The 25,777-nt window shown below is 42.9% G+C and carries 19 protein-coding genes; all 19 read left to right on the top strand.

Going from position 1 to position 25,777, the window contains the following annotated elements; all coding sequences use genetic code 11:
* Positions 1-21 precede the first annotated feature (21 nt).
* The 19 genes from M886_RS17305 to hflX all read left to right on the top strand — a co-directional run bounded on the left by M886_RS17305 (position 22) and on the right by hflX (position 25,669).
* Entirely contained in the window at positions 22-1,200 is a 1,179-nt protein-coding gene (locus M886_RS17305; protein ID WP_011034314.1) for an IS256-like element ISMma16 family transposase, read from the top strand.
* A 788-nt stretch (positions 1,201-1,988) separates the two neighbouring features.
* On the top strand, positions 1,989-4,226 hold the full coding sequence (locus M886_RS17295) for an amino acid permease (RefSeq protein WP_011032482.1): 2,238 nt from the start codon (positions 1,989-1,991) through the stop codon (positions 4,224-4,226).
* Positions 4,227-4,280: 54 nt separating this feature from the next.
* Positions 4,281-5,093: an alpha/beta fold hydrolase gene (locus tag M886_RS17290; RefSeq protein WP_048051590.1), complete on the top strand. Its 813-nt coding sequence runs from the start codon at positions 4,281-4,283 to the stop codon at positions 5,091-5,093.
* A gap of 438 nt (positions 5,094-5,531) precedes the next feature.
* Positions 5,532-5,786 (top strand): hypothetical protein, encoded by a 255-nt coding sequence (locus M886_RS17285; RefSeq protein WP_015411164.1) that lies wholly within the window; start codon positions 5,532-5,534, stop codon positions 5,784-5,786.
* Between the two features lie 396 nt (positions 5,787-6,182).
* Positions 6,183-7,013 carry a transglutaminase-like domain-containing protein gene (locus M886_RS17280; protein ID WP_015411163.1) on the top strand — a complete coding sequence of 277 codons (831 nt, stop codon included), beginning with the start codon at positions 6,183-6,185 and terminating at the stop codon, positions 7,011-7,013.
* Positions 7,014-7,284: 271 nt separating this feature from the next.
* Positions 7,285-7,758: a hypothetical protein gene (locus M886_RS17275; RefSeq protein ID WP_015411162.1), complete on the top strand. Its 474-nt coding sequence runs from the start codon at positions 7,285-7,287 to the stop codon at positions 7,756-7,758.
* A gap of 81 nt (positions 7,759-7,839) precedes the next feature.
* Positions 7,840-8,319, top strand: a complete 480-nt coding sequence (locus M886_RS17270; protein ID WP_048037098.1) for a DUF2892 domain-containing protein — start codon at positions 7,840-7,842, stop codon at positions 8,317-8,319.
* Between the two features lie 157 nt (positions 8,320-8,476).
* A complete protein-coding gene (locus M886_RS17265; protein ID WP_048037096.1) occupies positions 8,477-9,769 on the top strand; it encodes a TIGR00341 family protein in 1,293 nt (430 codons plus the stop codon).
* Positions 9,770-9,874: 105 nt separating this feature from the next.
* On the top strand, positions 9,875-11,722 hold the full coding sequence (locus tag M886_RS19275; RefSeq protein ID WP_235204009.1) for a hypothetical protein: 1,848 nt from the start codon (positions 9,875-9,877) through the stop codon (positions 11,720-11,722).
* Positions 11,715-12,704 (top strand): tocopherol cyclase family protein, encoded by a 990-nt coding sequence (locus tag M886_RS17255; RefSeq protein ID WP_048051589.1) that lies wholly within the window; start codon positions 11,715-11,717, stop codon positions 12,702-12,704. The genes M886_RS19275 and M886_RS17255 overlap by 8 nt, the downstream gene beginning before the upstream one ends.
* A gap of 615 nt (positions 12,705-13,319) precedes the next feature.
* The gene (locus M886_RS17250) at positions 13,320-16,025 is read left to right on the top strand and encodes a PAS domain S-box protein (protein WP_048051794.1); all 2,706 of its coding nucleotides are present in this window, start codon (positions 13,320-13,322) and stop codon (positions 16,023-16,025) included.
* Positions 16,026-16,670: 645 nt separating this feature from the next.
* Positions 16,671-17,063 (top strand): sirohydrochlorin nickelochelatase, encoded by a 393-nt coding sequence (gene cfbA, locus M886_RS17245; protein ID WP_015411158.1) that lies wholly within the window; start codon positions 16,671-16,673, stop codon positions 17,061-17,063.
* A gap of 26 nt (positions 17,064-17,089) precedes the next feature.
* Positions 17,090-18,541: a coenzyme F430 synthase gene (gene cfbE, locus M886_RS17240; RefSeq protein WP_048037959.1), complete on the top strand. Its 1,452-nt coding sequence runs from the start codon at positions 17,090-17,092 to the stop codon at positions 18,539-18,541.
* A 410-nt stretch (positions 18,542-18,951) separates the two neighbouring features.
* On the top strand, positions 18,952-20,064 hold the full coding sequence (cfbD, locus tag M886_RS17235; RefSeq protein ID WP_011032467.1) for a Ni-sirohydrochlorin a,c-diamide reductive cyclase catalytic subunit: 1,113 nt from the start codon (positions 18,952-18,954) through the stop codon (positions 20,062-20,064).
* An 88-nt stretch (positions 20,065-20,152) separates the two neighbouring features.
* Positions 20,153-20,950 (top strand): Ni-sirohydrochlorin a,c-diamide reductive cyclase ATP-dependent reductase subunit, encoded by a 798-nt coding sequence (cfbC, locus tag M886_RS17230; RefSeq protein WP_015411155.1) that lies wholly within the window; start codon positions 20,153-20,155, stop codon positions 20,948-20,950.
* 150 nt (positions 20,951-21,100) lie between these two features.
* Positions 21,101-22,597 carry a Ni-sirohydrochlorin a,c-diamide synthase gene (gene cfbB / locus M886_RS17225; RefSeq protein WP_048037092.1) on the top strand — a complete coding sequence of 499 codons (1,497 nt, stop codon included), beginning with the start codon at positions 21,101-21,103 and terminating at the stop codon, positions 22,595-22,597.
* A gap of 212 nt (positions 22,598-22,809) precedes the next feature.
* On the top strand, positions 22,810-23,862 hold the full coding sequence (endA, locus tag M886_RS17220; RefSeq protein WP_048042917.1) for a tRNA-intron lyase: 1,053 nt from the start codon (positions 22,810-22,812) through the stop codon (positions 23,860-23,862).
* A gap of 122 nt (positions 23,863-23,984) precedes the next feature.
* A complete protein-coding gene (locus tag M886_RS17215; RefSeq protein WP_011032463.1) occupies positions 23,985-24,380 on the top strand; it encodes a DUF2209 domain-containing protein in 396 nt (131 codons plus the stop codon).
* Positions 24,381-24,382: 2 nt separating this feature from the next.
* Complete coding sequence (gene hflX, locus M886_RS17210; protein ID WP_080925744.1) at positions 24,383-25,669, top strand: GTPase HflX; 1,287 nt, start codon at positions 24,383-24,385, stop codon at positions 25,667-25,669.
* The last annotated feature ends 108 nt before the right edge of the window (positions 25,670-25,777 follow it).

Here is a 25,777-nt window from a genome sequence, read left to right as displayed (position 1 = left end):
CGAAAGTTCTGTAAATTATGATTGACTCTGTATCCTTTTCCTTTCACCACAAAAAAACAGGATGCGGAGTCAATGGTAGATTTATTCTCACTCATAAAAGATTATCTTGTCGATCAGGAAGATGGAATTCGCCATTTAATTACGTGGTTTTTAAATCTCGTAATGGAGGAGGAAGCCCTCCTCCAGGTTGGTGCACAACGTTATGAGAGGACTGATTCTCGTAAAGCCAGTAGAAATGGCTACAAACCCCGAACCCTCCTTACCAAGTATGGAGAACTTGAATTATTAAAACCTCAATTCCGTGAGTTTCCCTTTGAAACTCAGGTATTTGAGAAATATTCCCGAGTTGAACAGGCCATCTTATCCGCTGTAGCTGAATCTTACCTGCAAGGCGTTTCCACCCGAAGGGTGGATAAGGTCATGACTGCTTTGGGAGTTGAGGGAATCTCAGCCTCTTCAGTTTCCAGGATTACAAAAGAGCTGGATGAGAAAGTTTCAGAATTTTTGTCAAAGCCAATAGAACACGAAATTCCTTATTTGTTTATTGATGCTACTTATCTCAAAGTAAGAGATGGACTTCATTACGAAAATAAAGCTCTCTTTATAGTTTCTGGAGTCAGGGATGATGGTTTTCGCGAGATTCTTGGAGCAAGATTGGCAGACAGCGAAGACTCTCTGTTCTGGCAAGATCTATTCGAAGACCTGAAAGAAAGAGGGTTAAGAGGTGTCAAGTTAATTGTTTCTGATGGTCATAAAGGAATACAAAAAGCAGTTAGAGAATCCTTTATCGGATCAAGCTGGCAGATGTGCCACGTTCATCTGATAAGGCAAGCTCTAAAAAAGGTTCAAAAAAAGAAGCAAAAAGAAGTAGCAGATAAGATAAAAGAAGCATTGGTAGACCGTCATAAATACAATGATTTGATAAGGGAACTGGATAAGATGGAATATAAAAGTGCAGCTGATACTCTTGAGAATTTTCAGTATGATGTAATGAATTACATGCAGTTTCCACAGAGTCATTGGAGAAAAATAAGGACGACAAATATGATGGAGAGAACTAACAAGGAGATAAAAAGAAGAACCAAAGTTGTAGGAGCATTCCCTAACCAGGAATCAGTATTGAGACTGGTAGTCTCAATACTCATTGATATAAATGAAGACTGGATTACTGGAAACAGGTATATAGTAATGGAGCAGTAATCAAAAAAGAAGACTAAGGGGTATAGAGCAAATTTTACAGAAAATTAGGCACACTGCCGATATAAAAGACATGTTTCTATAATTTTAATAAAACTTTTAATCTCCTGGATCCGGCAGGCGAAGTTTTATCCCTTGATCCTGAAAAAGAACGTCATACTGGCTTTGAACAGGAATTAGAAGTATCCGATTCTCTTATTCGAATTTTATCCACTCCTTTATACGTCTCTGGTAAAGAGAAAAGGAAAAAGGTTGAAGGAAATTTAAGTAAAGTCTCCTGATCGGAACTGGCAGCGGGGGAACAAAAATAAATTGAATGCACAGAAGAATTAATTTGCAAACATATCCATAAAACGGAAGTTAAAACTCTAATTAGTCTCCAACGGATAATTATATGTACTATTTGAAAGCAAAAACAACCAGGACAGAATAAGAGACTTATAACCATGGGAGGATGCCTTCTTCCTATTATTAATCCTAATGCACGATCCATTAGTTCGAATGCATAATCCATTAGTTCGAATGCATGATCCATTAGTTCGAATGCATAATCCATTAGTTCAAATGCATGATCCGCTAAAACAGAAATTAAACTGTACTGCTGGAGGAAAATGACGTTTTTTGGAGATTTTTATTCGAAAGCAGGCCCAATTAAGGGGTTTAAGCTTTTGTTGCCTTTCCGGATGCATAGTGCGGAAATGTGTGATCTGAATAATAAAGATAAGAGTAAGATCATGGTTATACGGGGCCCGGTTTATCTGACTGGGAGTTCCGACAAGATGGGGATGTAAATGGCGCCAGTTGAAACAACGGAAAGGCTGGGGCGCAGCCTGGGTTTTTTCTCAACTTTTGCAATAGGCACCGGGACGATGATAGGAGCAGGAATATTTCTTCTTCCCGGAATTGCCATGGCAAACGCAGGTTCAGGAGCAATAATCTCATTCCTGCTGGGCGGGCTTATTACCATAGCCACATCCATAAGCATGGCAGAACTGGCAACAGGCATGCCTCTTGCGGGAGGCAGCTATTACTATATCAGCAGGACAATGGGAGCTGCATTCGGTGCGGTGATAGGTCTCGGCTCCTGGCTGGCACTGATATTTAAAGGCACATTTGCCCTCATAGGTCTGGCAGAATACGCTCAGATCTTTCATCCCATGCCAATATATCTGGTGGCGGCTGTTACGGGAGTGCTCCTCTTAATAATCAATTTCCGTGGGGCAAAAAGCAGTGGTTCCCTCCAGAACTTTATTGTTGTTATTTTGCTGCTAATACTGTTTGTATTCATTGGAAAAGTGTCCTTCGAGGTCAGGCCTGAGAACCTTCTCCCGGTAGCTCCGCATGGGGTAGTATCCATATTCACCACGGCAGGTATGATTTTTATCTCCTATCTCGGGCTGGCGGAAGCCGCTGCTGTTGCTGAAGAAGTGAAAAATCCGTCAAAGAACCTTCCCAGGGCATTTATCGCTTCAGCAGTTGTGGTAACACTTTTCTACGCAGGCATTATGGCTGTGGTTGCAGGTTTTTCAGGCCCTGAAGGGGGTGCGTCAACAGTGACCCCCCTGGCAGACATTGCAGGCTTTATTGCAGGCGATTCCGGGAAATTCTTTATTGCTTTTTCCGCCCTTCTTGCAACGCTTTCAACAGCTAATGGCGCCATACTGTCATCTTCAAGGTTCCCTTTCGCAATGAGCAGGGACGCATTGATGCCGAAATGGTTTGTCAGTATCCATAAAAAATATGAGACTCCTCATAATGCTATTCTGGTCACCGGGTCAGTAATGGTTTTGCTCCTGTTTTTGTTTGACATAGAACAGCTGGCAAGACTTGGGGGGGCTTTCAACATTTTGATATTTATCCTGCTGAATATGGCAGTGATTATCCTCAGGAAACGGACCCTGCCTGGCTATGAACCGACATTTCGGGACCCTTTTTTCCCTTTCACGCAGATCTTTGGGGTGGTCGGGAGTATGCTTCTGCTCCCTCTACTTGGTGGTTTGCCTTTACTTTTTTCCGTATTAATGATATTTGCCGGAGCCGGCTGGTACATGTTCTATGGAAAAGACAAAGCTATGCCTGCATATAACCTGTTTGACCTTCTGGAAAACAATGTAGAGAGGGTGAGCGCTGAACCGGAACCTGTTGGAAGGGTACTTGTGCCTGTTTCCAATCCCGGGCATGAAAGGGACCTCCTTAAACTGGCAGACCTTCTTGGAAATGAGATAATCTGTCTTCATGTTGTTGAGGTTCCAAGCCAGATCTCCCTTACAGTGGGTCAGGAACTCTACCATGAGAAACAGATAGAAATAGACAGCCGTTTCCGGGATTATTTTGAGCAGTATCCTGCAAAATTCGGTAATAAAAGAGACTATATTGTTGCCTTTGACCACACAATCTCCAATTCGATTATAGAGCAGGCTGAAATAGAGAACGCTGACATAATTATAATGGGCTGGCACGATTCTAAGAGGTTCAAGTACTCTTTTGGAGACGTAACAAACGATGTTCTCCTTTCTTCAAAAAGCCAGATTGCACTCTTAAAAGGGCACCTGCCTGACAGCATCAAAAAGGTCCTTGTAGCCTATAACGGAAGAGAAAACTCCGTACACGGTCTTTCTCTGGCAAAAAAGATTGCTGAAAATACAGGGGCTTCAATAAGAATAATAAGCATTGTCAGCCCTGATGAAGATCCGGAAAAGAAGGCAAAAATAGCTGAAGAACTTGAAGGGCTGGTTAAAAAGATCCCTTCCACACCTGCAAGCTTCAAACTTCTTGAAAGATATTCTATCGAGGACGCAATACTTGAAGTCTCAAACGGTTACGACCTGACAATTATTGGGGATTCCAGTGAGAGATTCAAGATCTCTTTACTTGGAACTCTATCTCAGAGGATTGCCAGGCACGCGAGAAAGCCGGTAATGATAGTTAAAAAATCAAAGCCAATCTCAAAAGAAAGCCTGAATTATCTTCTGAAAAAATATGCCCGGAAAGCATATGCAAAGTTCAGGAAGGAAAAAGGCAGGGACTGAACAGGTACTAATCAGGAAGATGATCGGGCTTAATTACACAGGAGACAACAGGAAATGACCACCGGGTACGCAGACTCTGGGGACGGAAAGCTTTACTATGAAATCGAGGGAAAGGGCGAGGTTCTTGTGCTCATCCATGCCGGGTTTGTTGACAGTGGCATGTGGGAAGAGCAGTGGGAGTCTTTTACCCGAAATTACAGGGTTCTTCGCTTTGATATGCGCGGGTTTGGAAAATCCGATCCTGCAACAGGACCCGTTTCCCGCCGATATGACCTGTACCGCCTGCTTCAGGTCCTGGGAATTAAACATGCACATTTATTGGGCTGTTCCATGGGTGGAGAAACGGCTATTGATTTTACGCTCGAACACCCTGAAATGGTTCTGTCTCTAACCGTTGTAAGCGGGACTCCGGGAGGTTTTGAAATGACAGGGGAGCCCCCATCTGAGATTCTGGAGATGCTTCAAGCTCTCGAAAAGGGGGATCTGGACCTTGTGAGTGACCTGCAAATCCGCCTCTGGGTTGATGGCACTTTCCGGCAGCCTGAGCAGGTCAGCCCTGCAGTTCGTAAGCGTGCAGCTGAAATGAACAGGGTTGCGGTTAAAAACGGCACATTGGCAATTGCCGATTCCAGCCCTCTTACCCCACTCAGTCCGCCGGCTGCCGGGAGGATGGATGAGATAAAAGTCCCTGTGCTGATTATTGCCGGGTCCCTTGATAATCCTGAAATCCTCAGGGCTGCTGACCTGCTTGAAAATAAAATCGAACATACAAAAAAAGTTATAATGCCAGATTGTGCTCATGTGCCAAATATGGAAAAACCTGAAGAATTCAACCGGATTGTGCTTAATTTTCTTAGAAATTTATAAGGTCATAAAACACAGAGATTTATAATAGAAAGCGGTGGATTTCTCCAGATCAACATTTTTTTAATACTTTTACAATACTTCTATATTATTTTTATAATTTCTTTATAATAATTTTTACAATACTTATTTATTATTTATTTAATGTTTGTATAATATTTATCTAGTATTTATCTAGTATTTATCTACTATTTTTATAATCCCCTAATAATTCTTCTGTAATTTTAAAAGGTAATGGTCATGTTTTCCTGACCATTTTGTAGTTTTCCCCTCCTGTTTTCCCTGAAAAGAATTTCAGATTCTGTATGGGAGATATATAATTATAAGGATAATAAAAAGTTATAGACAGAAACATATAAAAATAATTAAGTCTGATTATCAGTGATTTATTTTTTTGGTATGTTGCGTAAAAGAATAAGTTTTCTCATGGGGAGGATACTAATGTCTGTAAAAATAGAATGGAAAATTTTTACTGCTGAAACACAGAGTGACGGGACGTGGAAATCAAATAGCCCTAATCTTGAAGAACTGCTCAATGCCATAGCCAGTCCTGTAAAGGTTAAGGGATATACCCCGGATATGGAATATTCAATGGCCCTTCTGGCAGTTAAAGGGTTACCGTACTTTAAAATCACCGAGATCAATTCAGGAAACTTAAGTATTTCCGGCATGAAAGCAGAGCAGGTCAAGGCGTGAAGGCCGATGCAATGTTTCATACCTGGGAACGTTAAATTATATACGGATATGGGGGTATATCTATAGGGATACTATCCAGTATTTTCCATACTAAATGTAAATATTGTTCCTCATGTCCTCATTACGTTCCTGACAGTAAATATTGCGAGGGCCTGGACTATCCCAAGTGCGGAATCTTTTTAAAACGTAAAAGAGAAAAGTAAATCTTGATATTGAATTTAATATTCGGCCTATTGAATCTAATATTCAGCCTATTGAATTTAATATTCAGCCTATTGAATTTAATATTCGGCCTATTGAATCTAATATTCGGCCCCCGAATTTGAAACCATTTTTGTTCTTTTAGAGAAGTTTATTTACTTCTCTTACCCATAAATTATTTCCGGAGCTGATTTTGTGGCCCATAAAAAGGCTTTAACATTTATATTTCTCATTTTTTTTATATCCGTAACTTCCGGTTGTATAAACACTGGCAGCCTTAATAAGGGCCTCGTTACTGAATATTTAAATACGCAGCTTACTGAAGATCCTGTCCGGGAAGAAAATTCCGAAACTCAGGAGAATAATGTTGCTGAAAAAAATGAAAGTGATGAAAGTTTTACCCTCCCTGAGATTCCTGAAGTCCCGACATATATTGAAGAGGGTCCAGCTTACTCTTATTCTGCAGAACGCAGGAGGATGTCTCTGAGTTTCCAGAGAGCCATTAACTCAGATGAAGAAAGGATAAAGGAAGAAATTTTCAATATCACAGGAAAGTCTTCGGGATATAATATGGAAGATGCATGTGCTGTGTATAACCATGTAAACAGGCAATGGAAGTACAGGTATGACAAAAATGCCGAGTTTTTCTTCAGGGCTTCACAGACTATAGACAGCGGATATGTAGGGGACTGCGACGACTATTCCATTGTTATCTCTGCCCTTTTGAAGAATATGGGGTTTAACACAAGGGTGGTTACCACATATAACGGGTCATACGGGCATGCTTTTCCCGAAATCTATATCGGGGATGACCTTGATACTGTTTACAGAATAACGGACTATATAGCAGAAAGGTATCCTTTTGCTGAAAGCGTCTGGTATTGCGAAAGAGAACTGGACGATGGGATGAAACAGTACTGGCTCAACTTCGACTGGAGCGGGTCAAATGGATATATGCACCCCGGAGGCGTGTATTTTGATGGTAAGAGTGTTATATATTACCCGAATGGCCTTGTAGAGTATTAACGTTTACAGGGAGGCTGTACTCCCTTTTTATGCCCGGCCCCTGTCAATACCGGCTGGTTCTGGAGTTCAGATCTATTTTATGTGCTCCTGCCTGAAGAAATTGATACTGGCTTAATCTTTTTTTCGTTATGGGTGTAAGTATTGAAACTAAATTTTTATGATTAACTTTATATGATCATATCTCCACCCTATTTTAGTGAAGGGTATTCCGGTTCAGGGCATCAGGGGAAAGTAAAGCCTGAAGATCTGTTTGATTAATAGGGGGATTTTTATGATTGCTGATTTTAGGGAGATTATAAAGGGAGACAGGGTGAGGGCTAATACGCCTCCTGAAATTAATGAAGCAATTGACCGTGAAATCGCTGCAAGCGTACGGTTCTATGCGGGCAAGACCGACTATGAGATTTCCAGGAGGATAGAAGAGCTTTGCAGTGAATGGGATATAGGGCGCCATGTTGAAACTCGTGCGGCTGTGATTTCCATTGTCGGGCTGGTGCTTGGTTTTAAAAGGGGCAGAAAATGGTTTGTCCTGCCTTTAATAGCCACAACTTTCCTGCTTCTTTATGCTGTACTGGGATGGGCTCCTCCTGTACCTTTTCTCAGAAAAGCCGGTATTCGTACCAGGCAGGAAATTGATGTCGAAAAATATGCCTTGAGGGTTTTGCGCGGCGATTTCGATGATCTTTTTTCCCAGGAAAACAGGACAGAAAACGCAGAGAATTTTTCTGAAATTAATGATGTTTAAGGGGCAGAAACTTCAAAGATAAATTTTTGTTGTTTATTAATTTTTAAATTTATCTGGAACGTATTTTTTGCCAGGGGGAATATGCCGGTGGTTGAATTTGGAGAACTTGTGAGGGGAGACAGGGTAAGAGCCAACACTCCCCACGAAATTAATGAAGCTATCGATGCTGAAATTGCAGCAACTGTCCGTTTTTATTCGGACAGGACCGCCTACGAGATTTCTGAAAGAATTGAAGAACTTGATCATGAATGGGATATTGAACGATATATTGAAGCCAATGCAGCTATGCTTTCTTTTACTGGAGCGGTGCTTGGCTTAAAAGAGGACCGAAAATGGTTAATCCTGCCTGTTGTGGTTTCAACTTTCCTGCTTCAACATGCCATACAGGGCTGGTGTCCTCCTGTATCTTTATTCAGACGGCTTTTTATCCGGACCAGAAAAGAAATAGAAGCTGAAAAATACGCCCTGAAAGCCCTTCGAGGAGACTTTGATGTCGTTTCCTTCCAGGAAAGTGGAAGGGACAGCGAAAAAGAAGCCGTGAGCAGCAGTGGAGGCATTTAAGATTCCGGTTAAATTACCGGTCATTTATTTTTAGCGTTTATTGTTTCCGATTTTATAATGGCTCCCGGGTGTTTTTTCCGGAACAATTCTTACTCCGCGCGGGTTAATACCGATTATTCTTCACAATTCATATATCCAGACAGCTTTATATTATATCATGCGTCTGGTCCAGGTGCTTATACCTGAAGGGAAACGCGAGTCTGTCTTGAGCGTTCTTGATAATGAACAGATCGACTATGCTGTCTGGGATGAAACAGGAAGAGGGGATTTCGAAGCTCTTGTTCAGTTCCCTATTCCCTCCATAGGCGTCGAGCCCATACTTGACAAACTCCGCGAAGCCGGGGTAATTAGGGGAGTTTACACCATAGTATTGTCTCCTGAAACGGTAATTTCCGAGCATATAGATATGCTGAAGAGCCGGTATGCAGGGGAACGTATTTCAAGGGAAGAACTGATTGCGCGTGCACGGAGCCTTGCACCTGCAGCTTCAACCTATTTTGCTTTTCTGATCCTGAGCACGATCATTGCAACTGCCGGGCTTTTGCTAGATTCGGTTGCGACGATTATAGGGGCAATGGTAGTGGCTCCGTTGATGGGACCTGCAATAACTGCCAGTGTCGGGACAGTTGTGGATGACAGGAAGCTTGCCTCTCGCGGAGTAGTGCTTCAGGTCACAGGTCTCGTGATGGCAATTGCAGTTTCTGCACTCGTAGGTTTCTTTATTAAGGAATCTTTCTTCCTGCCTCCTGGCCTCGATATTCGGGATGTGACCCAGATTGCTGAACGCATAAGCCCCAATTTCCTTTATGTGCTGCTTGCCCTGGGGTCCGGCCTTGCAGGCGCTATCAGCGTAATTCGAAACGTAGGGTCTGCTCTTGTAGGAGTTGCCATCGCCATTGCTCTTATCCCTCCTGCCGCAACATCAGGGCTTGGAATTGCATGGGGACTACCTGGGGTGGCTCTTGCTTCTGCTTTGCTTGTGGTCATCAACATGCTTGCAGTCAATGTCTCTACACTTGTCCTGTTCTGGCTTTCCGGGTTCAGGCCGCCTGAATTCTCTGCAATCAACCATGCACGTTATGCCGTGATCTCCCGCAGTGCTCTTCTCCTTATTGCAATCACCATTCTTTCTGTAGTTCTGATCCTTGTCAGTTTTTCATCCTACCAGACCTATGTAATTGAACAGAAGGTGAACGAGGAAGTCAATTACATGTTTGAAGAGCCCATGTACAGTGGAATTGGGCTGACACCTGTCGAAGTCTCTATAGGTTACGACTCTGGCAATATCCTTTTAGAAGAACCTGTAAGGGTTGATATTGTTGTGGCCCATCCTGCAGCACAGGAAGTCCCGGAGGATATTGCAATTCAAATAGACAGACGCCTCACTGAGGCTATAAATAGAAATTTCGAGGTCAGAGTCGGTTTCGTTGAGACTCAGCAGACTGCATAAAATTCGTTATTTTTGTGTAATTTAAAGCGAGAAGATGGGAGTGAAAAGATAGACGAGCCTGCTTTTTACTGCTGTGCCCAGAATTTTATTGATCGAATCGGGTGCATGTCAGAAATTGAATGTTCCGCCACAAAAGATGAAAATTATGAGAAAAAGAGAAACCTGAAAGCAAAGCCCGTGATTGCAAACTATTTCCCCGGAACCAGCCCATTGCCTCTATTTTTTATTGAACGGAACAATTTGAATAAAGAAGAGTTCAGCCTTTTAAAGAGGCACTGGAAAATGTTCAGGAAAAATTTTCCTGTGGCAGGAATACTCTATTCAAATGGCAGGCCGTTTATTTTTTGTGCAAAGGTAACCGATTTTATGAATGAAAATGATTTTGAATTCCTGTATGAAAATATCCATAAGTCTTTTTTATACTTTGCAGATAAGCACTCTTTAGCACTGCTTCAGACAGGGCAATGTGTAATGACACTTTGTTTCGGGTTCAGAGATGCTGAAAGCCTTGAAACAGCTAAAAAATTTGTAGAGCATAACGGGCATGATATGCATTTATTCAAAAGAACATTTGTTGAGACGTGGCTCATAGATTTGAATTCTCTGGAAATTATTCAGGGCACGGGCATTCTCAGAAAAGCAGGTCAGACCATAACAGAAAATGCTGACGAGCTTTTGAAAAAAAATAGGGCTTCAAACTTAAACGGAGCCAGTTTGTCTCCGGATGCATTGACAAAGCCTTCTTCTTTTATCCAGTACGTCAGGGAATTCGATTCCAGAATCCGGGAAGGTAAAGTCAGGGTACCGGAATGCTGGGTTGAAAGGTTCAGACCTGAATGCATCAACCTGAAAATACTCTCATGTAAGAAGCAGATCCAGAAAATTGAAACTAAAAAAGAGGAATACGAACGAAAAACAGGACAGGCAGTACTTTCAAGGTATAAAAACTCGAGATATAAAGAAGATATTTCCAGACAGGGCTTTTCTGAAGACAGATTTTCCAAAGAAGGTTCTCCTAAAGAAAGCTTTCCTATAGAAAACTTTTCAAAAGAGAATTCCTTCATAGATAGCCTTTCTTTTGATGGCTTTGATAAAGAGATTGAGTTTGTACTGAAGAAACAGAAATATCTTGATTCAATTGAGGAAAACATATCTCTCATTAAAAAAATGAGGTTCGAATGGGAAGAATCCCTGACTAGAGTAAGAGAATTACACGGGGAATTTAAAATACTGGACCGGGAATATAAAAACTCCTGTTACCAGCTCACGAAAACACTGTTCGAACAGGAGATGGAAGCCGTCAAAAATGATCCTGATTTAAAAAGAATATTTGCTGACATGCTTCAAACACTGTCTGAAACCAATAACAGAAACAGGAAAATTTCGGAACTGCAAAACAAAAAAACCGGATTTGCCGACAGGGTAAAAACCGAAACAAAAATAATATATTTAAAAGGACTTAATCAGGTTGATGACTGGAATAAGGATAAAAGATGGGTTGAAATGGGAGAAAAGGTCGTAAATTCCTCGTCTTCCGCAGCACATTTGAGTTCATCAGGAAAGATTATTAAAACTATTGAAAAAATCAAAAATGAAAAAGAAATTCTGAACGATAAACATTTCAAGGAAATAAAAGTCCAGGGCCGGATTAAAGAAAATATAAAAAGTATGTCGGATAAAAATGAGATAAATATGTCAGGTAGGAGTGAACATTCCTACCCCTTGCTGGAGCTGGAAAAAGAGCTTACTGAAAAAGCCCTGATGAGTAAACAGGAACTTTCAACACTATTTTTATCTTTGGGGAAATCTTTCCGAAAAATCTCACAGAAATATTTCAGTTCTGACCTTCAAACTCTGGATAACGAACTAAGGGCCTGCGAATCTCAAATAATGGAGCTTGAGTACGAAATAGACGGTTTGAAGGCAGAGTTAAGGAAGCTTACTTATGTTTGATATCTGGAAGCCGGAAATATTTCATGGCCGGAGAAAAGAGAAGAATTTTTTCGAAGGCTGGTATTTTAAGGTGGTGGACCACAGCGAAAAGAATGCCTGTGCAGTCATACCCGGTGTCTCCATAACTGGCGACCCTTCGAAGTCCCACGCATTTGTAATGTTCCTGGATGCCAGGGCGCAGCGAATGCGCTATTTCAGGTATCCTCTCGATGAGCTTAAAGCGAGTGACAAAAAGTTTGAACTCTCTATTGGCGGGTCCTTTTTCAGCTCCGAGAGAATGAATCTCACCCTCGGGCAGGGTAGAGGCCTGATCACTGCCCGAATCAGTTTTAAAGGCACTTACCCCTGGCCTGTGAAACTGTTATCCCCAGGGGTGATGGGCTGGTATGCGTTTGTGCCTGGAATGGAATGCTATCACGGCATATTGAGCATGGACCACTCTATCGAGGGGTTCATCGAGGTTGACGGCATAAGGACAGATTTCACTGGCGGCAAGGGCTATATTGAAAAGGACTGGGGCGTCTCAATGCCTTCCTCCTGGATATGGATGCAGACCAACCACTTCGACCGGGAAGGTGTATCACTCTCAGGCTCAATAGCGAAAATACCATGGTTTGGCAGTTATTTTACGGGTTATATCTTCGGTTTTTTGTACGATAAAAAGCTGTACAAATTTACGGCTTATTCCGGGGCAAAAGTCACTTTACTCGATGTGACCGCAGATAATACTCGGATCCGGCTGGAAAATAAAACATATCGGCTCGATATCGATGCGGACAGGTCGAAAGGCGTCGATCTTCCTGCTCCAAAACTGGGAGAAATGACGGCTAAGGTAAACGAGTCGCTAAATTCCAGCATCAATGTGGACTTGTTAAAGAAAAAAGGTTCTGGCACCGAGCTTATCTATTCGGGGACAGGAAGAAATGCCGGACTGGAATTCGTGGGCAATATTACGGAACTGATAAAGGGGTTGAGGGAATAATTGGGGAAGTTGATCTTTCATAGTTTTAAATCAGTAAGAGTATCTATATCTTTACTCTTCAAATTCTTTTTTAGTTGCTTGCAAAATGCGCAAATGTAACCTATGACAGTCTATACAAATCAATTCCTGCAATGCACAAATCTGGACTAAATTTTTAATTGTATTTAGCATTAAATTTTTTAATTGTATTTAGCGTTACATTTTTGACTGGGAATTCGTTTGCTGCCTGACAAGAAAACTGGATTTTGTTTTAGCTTGATTTTGGGTTCAGAGAACCGATTTTAAATAAAATAAAATAAAGGGTCCTGAATATTTTTTGATTGGAATGAATCAGGGTTTTCTAAGGGATTTCACATTACATGAAGCAGATTCTCCTGTAGACAGGCTTGCTTCGTGGTATGGAATAATTCCAAATGTATATCTATCAGTAGTTAAATTCTATAACGGTCAAATTACAGAGAGAGAATTTTAGCAATAATTGTTAAATGAGAAAAATTTAAATTAATGCATTTGCTCTTTTTATAGATTAACTTTTATATTCTCGCGTGTGAGTGGTCGCAACAATAAGATAAAGTCAGGTATACTGCCGTCAAAGATAGGAGTCTGATGGGAATTATGAAAACAGACCTGGAGCAATTTCCGGCAAAGAATCCGAATCCTGTGCTGAGTGTGGCAAATAATTGTACTGTTCTTCACTCAAACAAAGCAGGTGAGCCCTTATTACACGAATGGGGTGTGGCTGTAGGAGGAAAATTGCCGTCCTATTTAAGAGATCTCGTGAAGAGTGTAATTACTCTAAATAGACCTGAAAAAATGGAATTAAAAATAGAGAAAAAAGTATACCTGGTCGCGTTTCATCCTTCATCTGAAGAAAAATGCGTAAACATTTATGGGTTCGACATAACTGACCAGAAAGAGCTTGAAGAAAGGCTCCGTATCAAGGAAAAGCAGAACGACATTCTCTACAGAATAGGAAAAGTCGCTCTTGAATTCGAAAGCCTGCAAATCTTTCTGGATGAGAGCGTAAAGCTGATTGCAAATATACTTGAAGTAGAATATTGTAAAATTTTGGAACTTATGCCCGACGGAAACTTCCTGTTAAGGGCTGGGTCTGGATGGAAACATGGGCTTGTAGGGAAAGCTATTATTGGGGGAGAAAAGGAGTCACAGGCGGGATATACCTTATTTTCAGGTATGCCTGTGGTTGTGGAAGATTTTGCAGGAGAAAGCCGCTTTAAGAAACCTGAAATACTGAGAATGCACGAGGTTAATAGCGGAGTAAGTGTTACAATCGGCAGTATCGGGAAAATATTCGGAGTACTTGGTGTCCATTCCAGGAAAAAAAGGAAGTTTACTTCAGATGATACCTATTTTCTCAGTTCGGTAGCTTTTTTAATTGCACAGGTAATCGAACGCAAAAAAGCAGAAGAAGCCCTGAAAGAGGCACACGACAGTTTAGAAGAAACAGTTACAGAACGTACATCAGAGCTTGAGAAATCTTATATTTCGTTAAAGGAAAGTGAAAGTAGGCTTGCTGAAGCTCAAAGAATGGCTCATATTGGAAGCTGGGACTGGAATCTTATAACTGGTGAAGTATGCTGGTCTGACGAGCTATATCACATTTTTGGACGTTCCCCTCAAGAATCGGGCGCAACTTATGACGAGTTCCTGAGTTATGTGCATCCAGATGACAGGGACCGTGTAGATAATGCCCTAAAAAAGGGTTTAAATGGAGAATCTGTTGCAGGTAACTACAGGATAATTTTAGGTGACGGAGAAGAGCGCATAGTCCGTACAGAGGCTGAAGTTGTTTTTGATGAGAAAAATAACCCTGTTCAGGTGAAAGGAACGGTTCAGGATATCACTGAGATAAAAAAAGTAGAAGAACAGCTCAAGATCCTGGCAAATATTGTGGAATCATCAAACGATGCTATTGGAACTATATCCCTGGATGGCAACATTACAGGCTGGAATCAAGAAGCTGAGAATGTTTATGGTTATTCGGTGGGAGAGGTTCTGGGAAAGCCTGTATCTATCGTTACTCCACCTCATTTAGATAAAGAAACCATAAAACTAATTGAAGAGATAATGCATGGGAAAAAGGTCCAGCATTATGAGACCTTAAGGTTAAGGAAGGACGGTACGACAATATACGTCTCGATAACTCTTTCTCCTGTTTTTGATTCCTATGGAAAGCTGATTGCTATCTCTTTCATTTCCAGAGATATAACAGAAAGAAAAAAAATAGAAGAAAAACTTCGTGAAAGCGAAGAGAAGTACCGCAACATCGTGGAGACTGCAAATGAAGGCATAAGCATAGTTGATGCTGAAGAAAGAATTACTTTCGTCAATAAGAAGATTGAAGATATGTTTGGTTACAGTTCGGAAGAACTCATTGGCGGATCGATGTGGGATCTTCTCAGTGATGAAAGTAAGACTATTATCAAACAGATGTTAGAAAAAGGTTGGAAAAATGTCAATGAGAGCTTTGAAATTAAATTTATACATAAAGACGGCTATCCAGTTTGGACATATACAAACTCCAAATCTCTTTTTGATAAGGATGGTAAGTTTTTTGGAACTATGAACCTTCATACTGACATTACAAAACGAAAAGAAGCCGAAGAAGCCCTCAGGAATTTCGAAATTGCCCGTAAAAAGGAAATCCATCACAGGATAAAGAATAATCTTCAGGTAATCTGCTCCCTTCTGGACCTTCAGGCTGAAAAGTTCAGAAGCAGAGAATCTGCTGAGGATATGGAAGTTCTTAACGCTTTCATAGAAAGTCAGAACAGAGTAATGTCAATCGCTCTTATACATGAAGAGCTGCACGAAGGCAGGGGAACGGATACATTAAACTTCTCGCCTTACCTCGAAAAACTTGTTGAAAATCTTTTCCAGACTTATATACTTGAAAATGTAAATACGAGCCTGGACATCAAGCTGGAAGAAAACATTTTCTTCGATATGGATACTGCTATCCCATTGGGAATTATCGTTAACGAACTTGTTTCCAACTCCCTGAAGTACGCATTTTCAGGTAGAGATTATGGGGAAATTCAAATCAAACTTTACAGGGAAGACTCTGCAGAACACGAAAACAAAGAGCAGAGAGTCATAAAAGAAAGTTATGGTGGCACTAATGTTATTTTAATAGTTTCGGACAATGGAATTGGTATTCCTGAGGACTTTAATCTGGAAGATTCCAGCTCTCTTGGCTTACAGTTAGTAAAAATCCTGGTTGACCAGTTAGAAGGCCAGATTGAGTTAAATAGAGATTCCGGAACTGAATTTACTATAAGATTTACAGTACAAATATAAATTCTTTTGTCATCGGTTAACGAATTTTATGCACAACTTCGAATACCATGCATAGCGATTTTCCGGTATAATTTAGAGATAGTTACATAAAAGGTAATAATTTATTGGCACTTCGTATCTTAACCGAATCCAAATGAATATAAATTATATATATAAAGTAAAATCGAATTCTCGTACGATAATTGCGGCTCCCGACTAATTCAGGACAAACTGTAACTCAATGGTCTATCGAAAATTAGATAGCAGCTATTATCGAAAAAGATATATATACACTTGGATTCGGTTGAGGATTAAAACGTCAAAAAGTGTTATTTTTTATGCCATATATCTATGAATTTTGTTGGAAAATAGTTATACTTGGTATTCGAAGTTGTGCGTAAAATTCGTTAACCGATGCCAAATGGATATAGATGGTAACTACTTTTTCAGGTTCATCTCTTAAACTGTCTTTAAATTCTCTTATTTTTATCATATGAAACAGTTTCGGTCACTTCATAAATTAATTAATATATATAATTTTTTAGAAACGAAGAGAATATATTGGATAAATTCTAACTATGTTAAACTCTGTGATGTTACAAATCAGAATAATTGTGTTAAGCAGATTCTGAACAATGTTTAGCTTATATATAAGAGGTTTTAAAAATGACCGAGAAACTTGGAATTCTGGCCATCGGCCACGGGAGCAAACTGCCTTACAACAAGGAAGTAGTAACCCAGATCGCAAATTACATCGCACAAAAGCACTCTGATGTTGTTGTTAGAGCAGGATTTATGGAAAACAGCGAGCCGACCCTTGAAGAGGCAATTGCAGGCTTCTCCGGTACAGGAGTAACAAAGATTTCAGCAGTGCCTGTTTTTCTGGCTTCAGGCGTCCACATCACAAAGGACATCCCTGAAATCCTGAGCCTTGACAAAGAAGGGTGCGGAATCCTTGAAATCGATGGGAAGGAAGTCCCCCTTTGCTACGCAAAGCCTCTCGGTGCTGACGAACTGATCGCAGAACTCGTCTTCAAGAGGGTCCAGGAGTCCCTGTAGGAATAATATTCGAGTCCGGTTTTATTATGGGCCTGCTGCGGAAGAAGCTCGCCGTGCTTGACCTTACTCACGGTGGCATTCCAATCGCAAAAAAGCTTGCAGCCCTGGGAAATGATGTGTCCGGGGTGGACGTTTACGGGACCGTGGACCCTGCGCTTCTCGGGGAGCTTGAAGAAAAATACGGCATCCGCTGTTCAAAAGCTCCCCTCCCCGTTTCCGAATTTGACCTCCTGGTAGCACCCGTACACCTTGATTCTGCTTACTCCATGCTGGAGGAAGCCAGAGCAGCAGGAAAAACCATTCTTTCTCACCACGAAATCGTGGGAAAGATCCTTAAAAAAAACCCGTGGCTTTCGGGCACAAAAATAGTAGAGGTAACGGGCGTAAAAGCAAAAACAAGTACTGCATCCCTTCTCGCTGACATGCTCTCCCGCAGGTTCAAAGTTGTGCTCCACACCTCCCGGGGACTGGAAGTCTGGGATAACGGTTTTCACTCTTCAATTTACAGGGGCCTGAGCATCACTCCTGGAAGCATCCTTACAGCCGTTGAAAAAAGCCTTGAGGCGGGAGTAGAGCCTGATTTAAAGCCTGAATTCTTCATATTTGAGATTTCTATCGGAGGCACCGGGACAGCAGATTTCGGGATTCTTACAACTCTTTCCCCTGATTACGGGATCGCAAACAACACAGCCCTTGCAAGCGACGCAAAACTCCAGCTTATCCTTAATGCAAAACCCGGAAGTGCCCTTCTCATCAATTCGGGGGCGGAAAAAGCCCTTGAAGCTGCAAAAAAAACCCAGGCAGAGGTTCTCACCTTTAAAGACCCTTTTCTTGCAGAGGCTCATGCAAACATTTCTGAAACTGGCAGGACTCCGGACTTTGTCCTGGAAACCGAAAAAGCTTCAGGCATTTCAGAAGTTTCGGGCTCTACCCTGCGTTTTCTCAGCCGGGGAAAAGAAATCTTTTCAGCTTCCCTGAGCCCGGGATACAGCAGCTCTGCATACAGGACTGCTTTTGTTGCAGCCTCTGCCGCAGCCCTCGAACTCGGGGTTGAGGTAAAAGATGTAGTTTCCGTGCTTGAGGAGTTCAGAGGGCTTTCAGGCAGGATGCAGGAAAAAGAACTTAACGGGATTGCCCTGATTGACAACTCAAATTCCGGGATGGACATCCTTTCTGCAGAAAAAGCCCTTGAGTATGCCCTTCTTAAGAAAAAAGACGAAAAAAAGAGGAGTGTAATCCTCGTCCTCGGAGAAGAAGCTTCCCAGGTCTGTGAAGGGCTGCCTCCTGCCTCAGTGCAGAAGTTTGTAGAAAAATCAGGTACAAAATGCGGGCAAATTATACTGGTAGGAGAAAGGATGCAGGAAGTAACTGCTAAAAACGCTTCCTATGCAGGCAGCATCCAGGAAGGGCTTTCAAAAGCTGTGGAACTTGCGGGAACTGAAGATATTATCCTTTCCTCTGTGAAATGTTTCCGCTGAGAAATGTTTTGAGGTGGCTTCAAATGTGTGCTGTTTTTTCGAAACTTTTCCTCTCCAATCTGGAAAACAGGGAACACATGTGTGGTTGTCTACGTTTCAGGATTCGTTTCGGGCAGCAGGCTTTTTGCAGAATTTTTATGATACAATTTTATACAGGGTCTTCCAATCTGTATTCGTTTCCGTTGCCTGTCTGATTTCATCACTGATTTAACTATCATTCATTAACCCTTAGCCGACCGTCACCTGTTTAATTTATATGGCTATTTCACCTGTCTAACTGTATTAAAATTCAAATAATCATGTTTTCGGGCACCTTTCCCGTTAATGCAGGGGTAATTGTCCTGCGGGACTCCGAAATTTTCCGGATGGAACCCATACCGGTATTCGTATAATCAGAAAGAGGATTTGTCATGACTCAAAAAGAGATTTCAATTATCCATCCCCGCCCGAGTTCAATCGTTGCGGCTCTTTATACTCTCAGGGACTTAAACGTAGATGTTGCAATCCTGCACGGGCCTCCAGGCTGTTCTTTCAAACATGCAAGGCTGCTTGAAGAAGACGGGATCCATGTGGTAACCACAGGGCTTGACGAAAACGGTTTTGTGTTCGGTGGGCACGATAAGCTTGTGCAGGTCATCAACAAGTCAATCGAGTTATTCAACCCGAAAATCCTGGGCGTTGTCGGGACCTGCGCCAGCATGATCATAGGAGAGGAAATGCACGAAGCCGTGCTTGAAGCAAACCCGGACATCCCTGTAATTGAAGTCGAAGTTCACGCAGGCTATCACAACAACACAAAAGGCGTGATTTTTGCTCTGGAATCCGCACTCGATGCCGGGATAATTGACCATAAAGAGTTCGAGCGCCAGGAATACCTCCTCCAGAAAGCCACAGAGGTTGAAAAGAAATTCGGGGCTGCAAGCAAAGAGTACCTTGCTCCCTCCAGGGGCGACGTCAAATATAAAGTTGCAAAGAGGCTTGTTGAACTCCTGAAGGAAGGCAAGAAAGGCCTGGTCATAATGAACGCCAAAAAAGAAACCGGCTATATGTTTGCAGATATTACCCTTGCAGTCAATGAGGTTGCAGAGGCTCTCGGGAAAAAGGAAAACCTGGTAAACATGGCAAACATTGACCCTGAGCTCGGGCTTCCCCGTGTCAGGCAGCATGCAGAATATATTATGCGGGACTTCAAAGCCCACGGGGTCGAGATTCACGAGATAATCGGTGGCATGGACGAATACCCTGTTGCAGGGGAAAAGGTCAGCGAGCTGATAAAAGAAAAATACAGTGATTATGATTTTGCCGTTATCACAGGTGTCCCACATGCAGTTCCCATGGAAAACATAGGGCATATGGAATTGATCTCGATCACAAATGGTCCAAGGCAGGTTCTCCCATTAAAAGAAATGGGGCATGAGCATGTTATGGTTGAGATTGACCTCCACCCAAAGACCCTTGGAGTAAGCCAGATCGTGGAGTCCGAATTCGGAGCCACATTAAGGGAAGTTGCAAAGGAAGCCTGAAATGGGAAAGAAAGACCGGATAAAAAACCAGAGTCCATGATAAATCAGGATAAAGCCGGAAAATATTCAATAGCGGGAGGAAGATCCTTTGAAAAAACAAAAGATCATTGCAATTTACGGAAAAGGCGGCATAGGCAAGTCGAGCACAGCTTCAAATGTTGCAGCCGCCTGTGCGGAAGAAGGCAAGAAAGTTATGATCATAGGCTGTGACCCCAAAAGCGATTCTTCGATAACCCTTCTCAGAGGGCGGAGAATTCCGACAATTCTTGACCTCCTCCGCGAAGGCGTGGATGTTAAGGAAAAAGACATTGTCTTTGAAGGGTATGCAGGCGTCAAATGCGTGGAAGCCGGAGGCCCGGAGCCTGGAATAGGCTGTGCAGGACGCGGAATTATAGTCGCAATCCAGAAATTAAAGAGCGTCACCGGAGACCTTCTGAAAGAACAGGACCTCATAATCTACGATGTACCCGGGGATATCGTCTGCGGCGGGTTTGTTGCCCCTGTCAGGAAAGGCTTTGTAAACGAGGCTTATGTCCTGACCTCGGGAGAGTACATGCCCCTTTATGCAGCAAACAATATCTGTAAAGGGCTTTCCAAAATCGGGATGCCTCTCAGCGGAGTTATCTGCAACTCAAGAAACGCAAGCAGGGAAGAGGAAATTGTCAGAAAGTTTTCCGAAGAAATCGGCAGCCAGTTAATGGCTTTCATTCCAAAGAGGCAGGCAGTACAGGACTGGGAGAGGGAAGGCTATTCCGTTATGGAGAAAGCTCCTGACTCCGATATTGCCGAAGTCTACCGCCAGCTTGGAAAAGCAATCCTGGAAAATGAAAAAAAGGTTATGGCAGACCACCTGAGCGATGAGCGGCTGAGGGAAATGACAAAGTAAACCGGAAGTTCTGGAACGCGAACTGGAAATAATTGAAAATAAGCGAAACATGAAAAAATAAATTCTTAAAAGCATCATAACTGCAAAACTATCCGTAAAAACTACCTGTGCCGCAGTAAATAGAAAAACCACATCAGGGGTAGTGAAAACATGTCCCAAAGCAACCATCCGGGCGGAAAAGATGCCGGGAGTATTCCCAGAGTCCTGATTTCCGCAGACCGCTCTTCTTCAGGCAAGACCACAATTTCCATGGGGCTCATGGCTGCCCTTGTCTCACGAGGGTATAAAGTCCAGCCTTTCAAGGTCGCCCTTGACTATATCGACCCCAGTTACCATACCGAGATCACGGGCAGGTTCTGCAGGAACCTTGACGGATACCTTATGGATGAGCACGGAATTCTTGATGTTTACACCCATGCCTGTGAAACCGGTGGTGGGGCCGATATTGCAATTATTGAAGGTGTTCGCGGGCTTTTTGAGGGTTTTGAAAGTCTAAGCGACGTCGGGAGCACTGCCCAGATTGCAAAGATCCTTAAATGCCCTGTGGTTTTCGTAATCAATGCTCGCAGCATTACACGCTCAGCTGCTGCTCTCATAGGCGGGTATAAGAACTTCGACCCCGATGTTGAGATCGCGGGAGTAATCCTCAATAATATCGGAGGCCGCCGCCACGCACAGAAGGCAAAAGAGGCAATAGAACATTATACCGGCGTGCCTGTTTTAGGGATCATTCCAAGGGACCCTTCGATGCAGATTTCCATGCGGCACCTCGGGCTTATGCCGGCTCTGGAAGGAAGGCGGAGGCTCGGAGACGGAGGGTTTGAGAACAGGCTACAGGGCATTGAAGAGATTATCAATAAAGGAATTGATGTGGACCGTTTTCTGGGAATTGCAGAAAGTGCAAAACCTCTGACAGCCCTGGAAAACAGCATCTTTTCCCCTGCCGTAAATGAAAATTCTCAAAAACCGAAGATAGGGGTTGCTCTTGATGAAGCTTTTAATTTCTACTACCGCGACAATATCGACCTCCTGGAAATTGCAGGTGCTGAGATTGTTTACTTCAGCCCTGTAAATGACCCCGGGCTTCCTGAGGTTGACGGGCTTTACATAGGAGGCGGCTACCCCGAACTTTTTGCAGCCGAACTTGAAGCCAACGAAACCATGCGGAAATCCATCAAAGAAGCTTCCGCTGCAGGTATGCCCATATATGCCGAATGCGGAGGGCTCATGTACCTTACGGAAAAAATCAGCACCGGTGTCCCCGGGAAAGGCACTTATCACGATGCTTCCATGCCAGAGTCCACCTATTCAATGGTCGGGGCTCTTCCGGGCCACACAATTATGGGACAGACAAGGGTTGTCAGTTACAATATCGGGACCCTTGCAAGGGACTGCCCTATAGGGAAAAAAGGCAACAGCTTCAAGGGGCACGAGTTCCACCACTCTGAAATCCTTGAAATTCCGGATGATGCGGAATTTGCAATAGCACTCACAAGGGGCACGGGGATAAGAGGCGACAGGGACGGGCTTATAGTTAACAATACCATTGGCTCTTATGCCCACCTTCACGGAGTTGCATACAGGGAGCTTGCCGGCTCTCTAGTCGAAGCTGCAAGAAAGTTCAGGGATTCCAGGGTTTCCAGCTAAAGAGTTGTGAGCAACTTGCCTCCTCTGCAGGTAGAAAAAACAATATTATATTAAGCCAGATTATTATACACCAGTTATTAATAAGAGCCGGATTTTTAAATGCCAGGATAAAAATCCGGTCCGGTGCAAATCAGACTGTTAAAAACCGGGATCTTACGAAATAAATTTTTATGTAACTTATTTTCATCCCATTTTCTTTTCAGGTGAATCTATTGAAAACACAACTTAAAGGGGACAGGGTCCTCGCAGGAAAGGAAGCTGTAGCCGAACTTTACAAAACAGGTTATTTCGGGCGTCCAAAAGACGACGGGCTTGAACTTTCACTTGTGGAGGCTGCGTACCTTCAGTCCCGAGGAAAACTCGACATCGAGCTTGAAGGAAAACTGCTAGGTTTCAGGGCATTTTTTGAACAGGCTTCTCTGAGGCAGCAGAATTTCGAGCTTAAGTACATCGTTTACAAGGACCTCAAAGAAAGAGGATATTATGTCCAGCCCTCAGCCGCGGATTTCAGGGTGTACCCTCGAGGCAGCCACCCGGGAAAAAGCGCAGCAAAAATTTTTGTTCACGTCCTTTCCGAAAGGCAGCCCCTTTCTGTAAAACTTTTGCAGGAATCCGTCGCTTCTGCAGAAAATGTCCACAAGCAGTTCATCCTGGCTGTTGTGGACGAAGAAAGTGACCTCACCTTTTACGAAATCAAATCCGCTTCTCCCAAAGGGGAAATGCCTGAGCCCTTCCCTGCAGTCAAAGCCGATGCAACTTTCCTTGAAGACAGGGTAATAGCCTGGGATGCAGAAGCCTCCGGGGCACTTTATTCCAGGGGCTTTTACGGGAAAATGCTTGATCCTGAAAGGCTGCAGCTTTCGCTGGTTGAGTCCCTCTACCTTTTTTCGAGAGGGGTTATAGTCGTCAGGGACAGGAAAGGAAAAATCTTCTCATTCGATGAGTTTGTTGAAAAAGCTTCGGAAATCGAAGGCTCTTTCCTGCGCAAATACAGCGCATATAAAGCCCTCAGGGACTCAGGGCATGTGGTCAAGACAGGATTTAAGTTCGGGACACATTTCAGAGTCTACAGGAAAGTCGAATCAATAGAAAAAATTCCCCACTCAGAATACCTTGTGAACGTTATCCCTGAAGATTACGAGTTCAGGCTTCCGGTCATGTCCGGGGCTGTAAGGCTCGCAAACAGCGTAAGAAAAAGAATGCTCTTTGCGGTCGAGAAAGGGGAAGAAGTCGAGTACCTTGATATAGGCAGGGTCAAAATGTAATTCCGTTTGATTCTATTGATCTCATATTGCTTCTGTATTGTTTCTTAAAGAACGAATGTGTTTTATTGACTTTACTTCTGGCTTGTTACGTTTTCATCCCGTAAAGAGGGTGAAGTATAAAAATGTGGGATATTATTGCAGTGGACATTTCAGGAAGGCACAGGATAAAAGGCGGCTACTACATGGTCTGTGCAGCAGCAGCTCTCACTGTTTCTGCTGACCACATAGAAAAGGTAAAACAGGTAAAAATTCTTCCAGTCTGGCTTAAAAAAGCTCCAGGTCTCCTTGATATTGTCCAGTTAATTGAGGATACGGCTGACCAGCTTTCCTTTGAGGGCACGATTGTGGCAGAAAAAGGGGATATGTATAACCAGCCCCTCTGGGTGCCTGAAAGCATGTTTTCGCAGGCATTTAAGTACCAGGAGTCCATGGCTGAGAGGAGAGCTATCGAGCTTGCCCACCACATCTCTCTGAGTGCGCGAAATTTACTTATTAAAGAACTCAACATCGAGGCGTAAAAATTCCAGCAGATAAGAAAACAGAGGCTGAAAGCCGGGTAATTCTGGTAAAAAGGACAAACCCGCGGGCTGACCCAGAACGCAGTGAATACCTCTTTGAGGAACTGAAAGAGCTTGCAAGAGCCGCAGGCTATATCCCTGTCGGTGAGCTTACCCAGACAAGGTTTCCTGACTCAAGGTACCAGCTCGGGAAAGGAAAGATAGAGGAACTTGCCGAACTTGTGAGGCAGAAGAGAGCCGGAAAGGTAATTTTCTATAACAGACTTTCCACAATTCAGCTTTTCAATATCTCGGAAATCTGCGGGTGCCAGGTAATGGACAAATTCCAGCTTATCCTGGAGATTTTTGCAAAAAGAGCTACTACACGCCGTTCCAAACTTCAGGTTGAACTTGCCAGGCTGAAATATGAAATTCCAAGAGCGCGAGCTATTGTTTCCCTTGTGAAAAAAGAGGAAAGAGCAGGTTTTATGGGGCTTGGGGACTATGAAGACGCCTACGAGCAGGACCTGAAGAAAAGGATAGCCAGGATCGAAGATGAACTCGAGTCTGCAGGAAAAGATGACGAGTCTCTCCGGGCTTTTCGGCACAGGAAAGGCTTTTCCCTTGTCGCTCTTGCAGGTTACACCAATGCCGGAAAAAGCACACTTTTCAATGCGATTGTTAATGAAAGCGTTGAAGCCAGGAACATGCTTTTTACAACCCTTGTTCCTACAACCAGGGCGCTTGACCTGGGAGGAAGAAAAGCACTTTTGACGGATACCGTGGGGTTTATAGAGGAGCTTCCTCACTGGCTTGTCGATGCATTCAAGTCGACCCTTGATGAAATCTTTCTTTCCGACCTCATCTTGCTGGTGGTTGATGCAGGTGAAAAACCCGAAACAATCCTGCAAAAGCTCTCCACGTCCCACGACACTCTCTGGGACCGCATACAGGGAGTTCCGATAATCACAGTGCTTAACAAAATCGACCTGCTTGAAGAAGCCCAGCTTGAAGCTCTTATGGAAGAAATTGGCTATATGGCTCCCAATCCTGTATTTGTTTCCGCAAAAAAGAAGATCGGAATGCAGGAGTTAAAAGATGAAATAATCAAACATCTGCCTGCCTGGTCTTTCTATTCTTTTTCTCTCCCCAATTCGGAAAAAGGGATGTCAGTCCTCTCCTGGCTCTACGATGAAGGCATTGTGCACAGGGTCGAGTACGGAGAAAGGATTTCAGTGGATTATGAAGCCAGAGAAGACATAATTAACAGGATAAAATCTCTGGAACTTAATCCTTATGAGCAGGGTTAAATTTGTTTTTAATGCCCTTTCAGGCAGCACGGAATTATGATAAACTTTTCCAATTATATAAAAATCATTGGCATATTAAACTTATGTTTGCCAATATTTTTCTTCTCA

Source organism: Methanosarcina soligelidi (assembly GCF_000744315.1).
GTDB classification, from domain to species: Archaea; Halobacteriota; Methanosarcinia; order Methanosarcinales; family Methanosarcinaceae; genus Methanosarcina; species Methanosarcina mazei.
The sequence above is the reverse complement of the archived record's forward strand: the minus strand, read 5'-3'. Positions and strand labels throughout refer to the sequence as shown.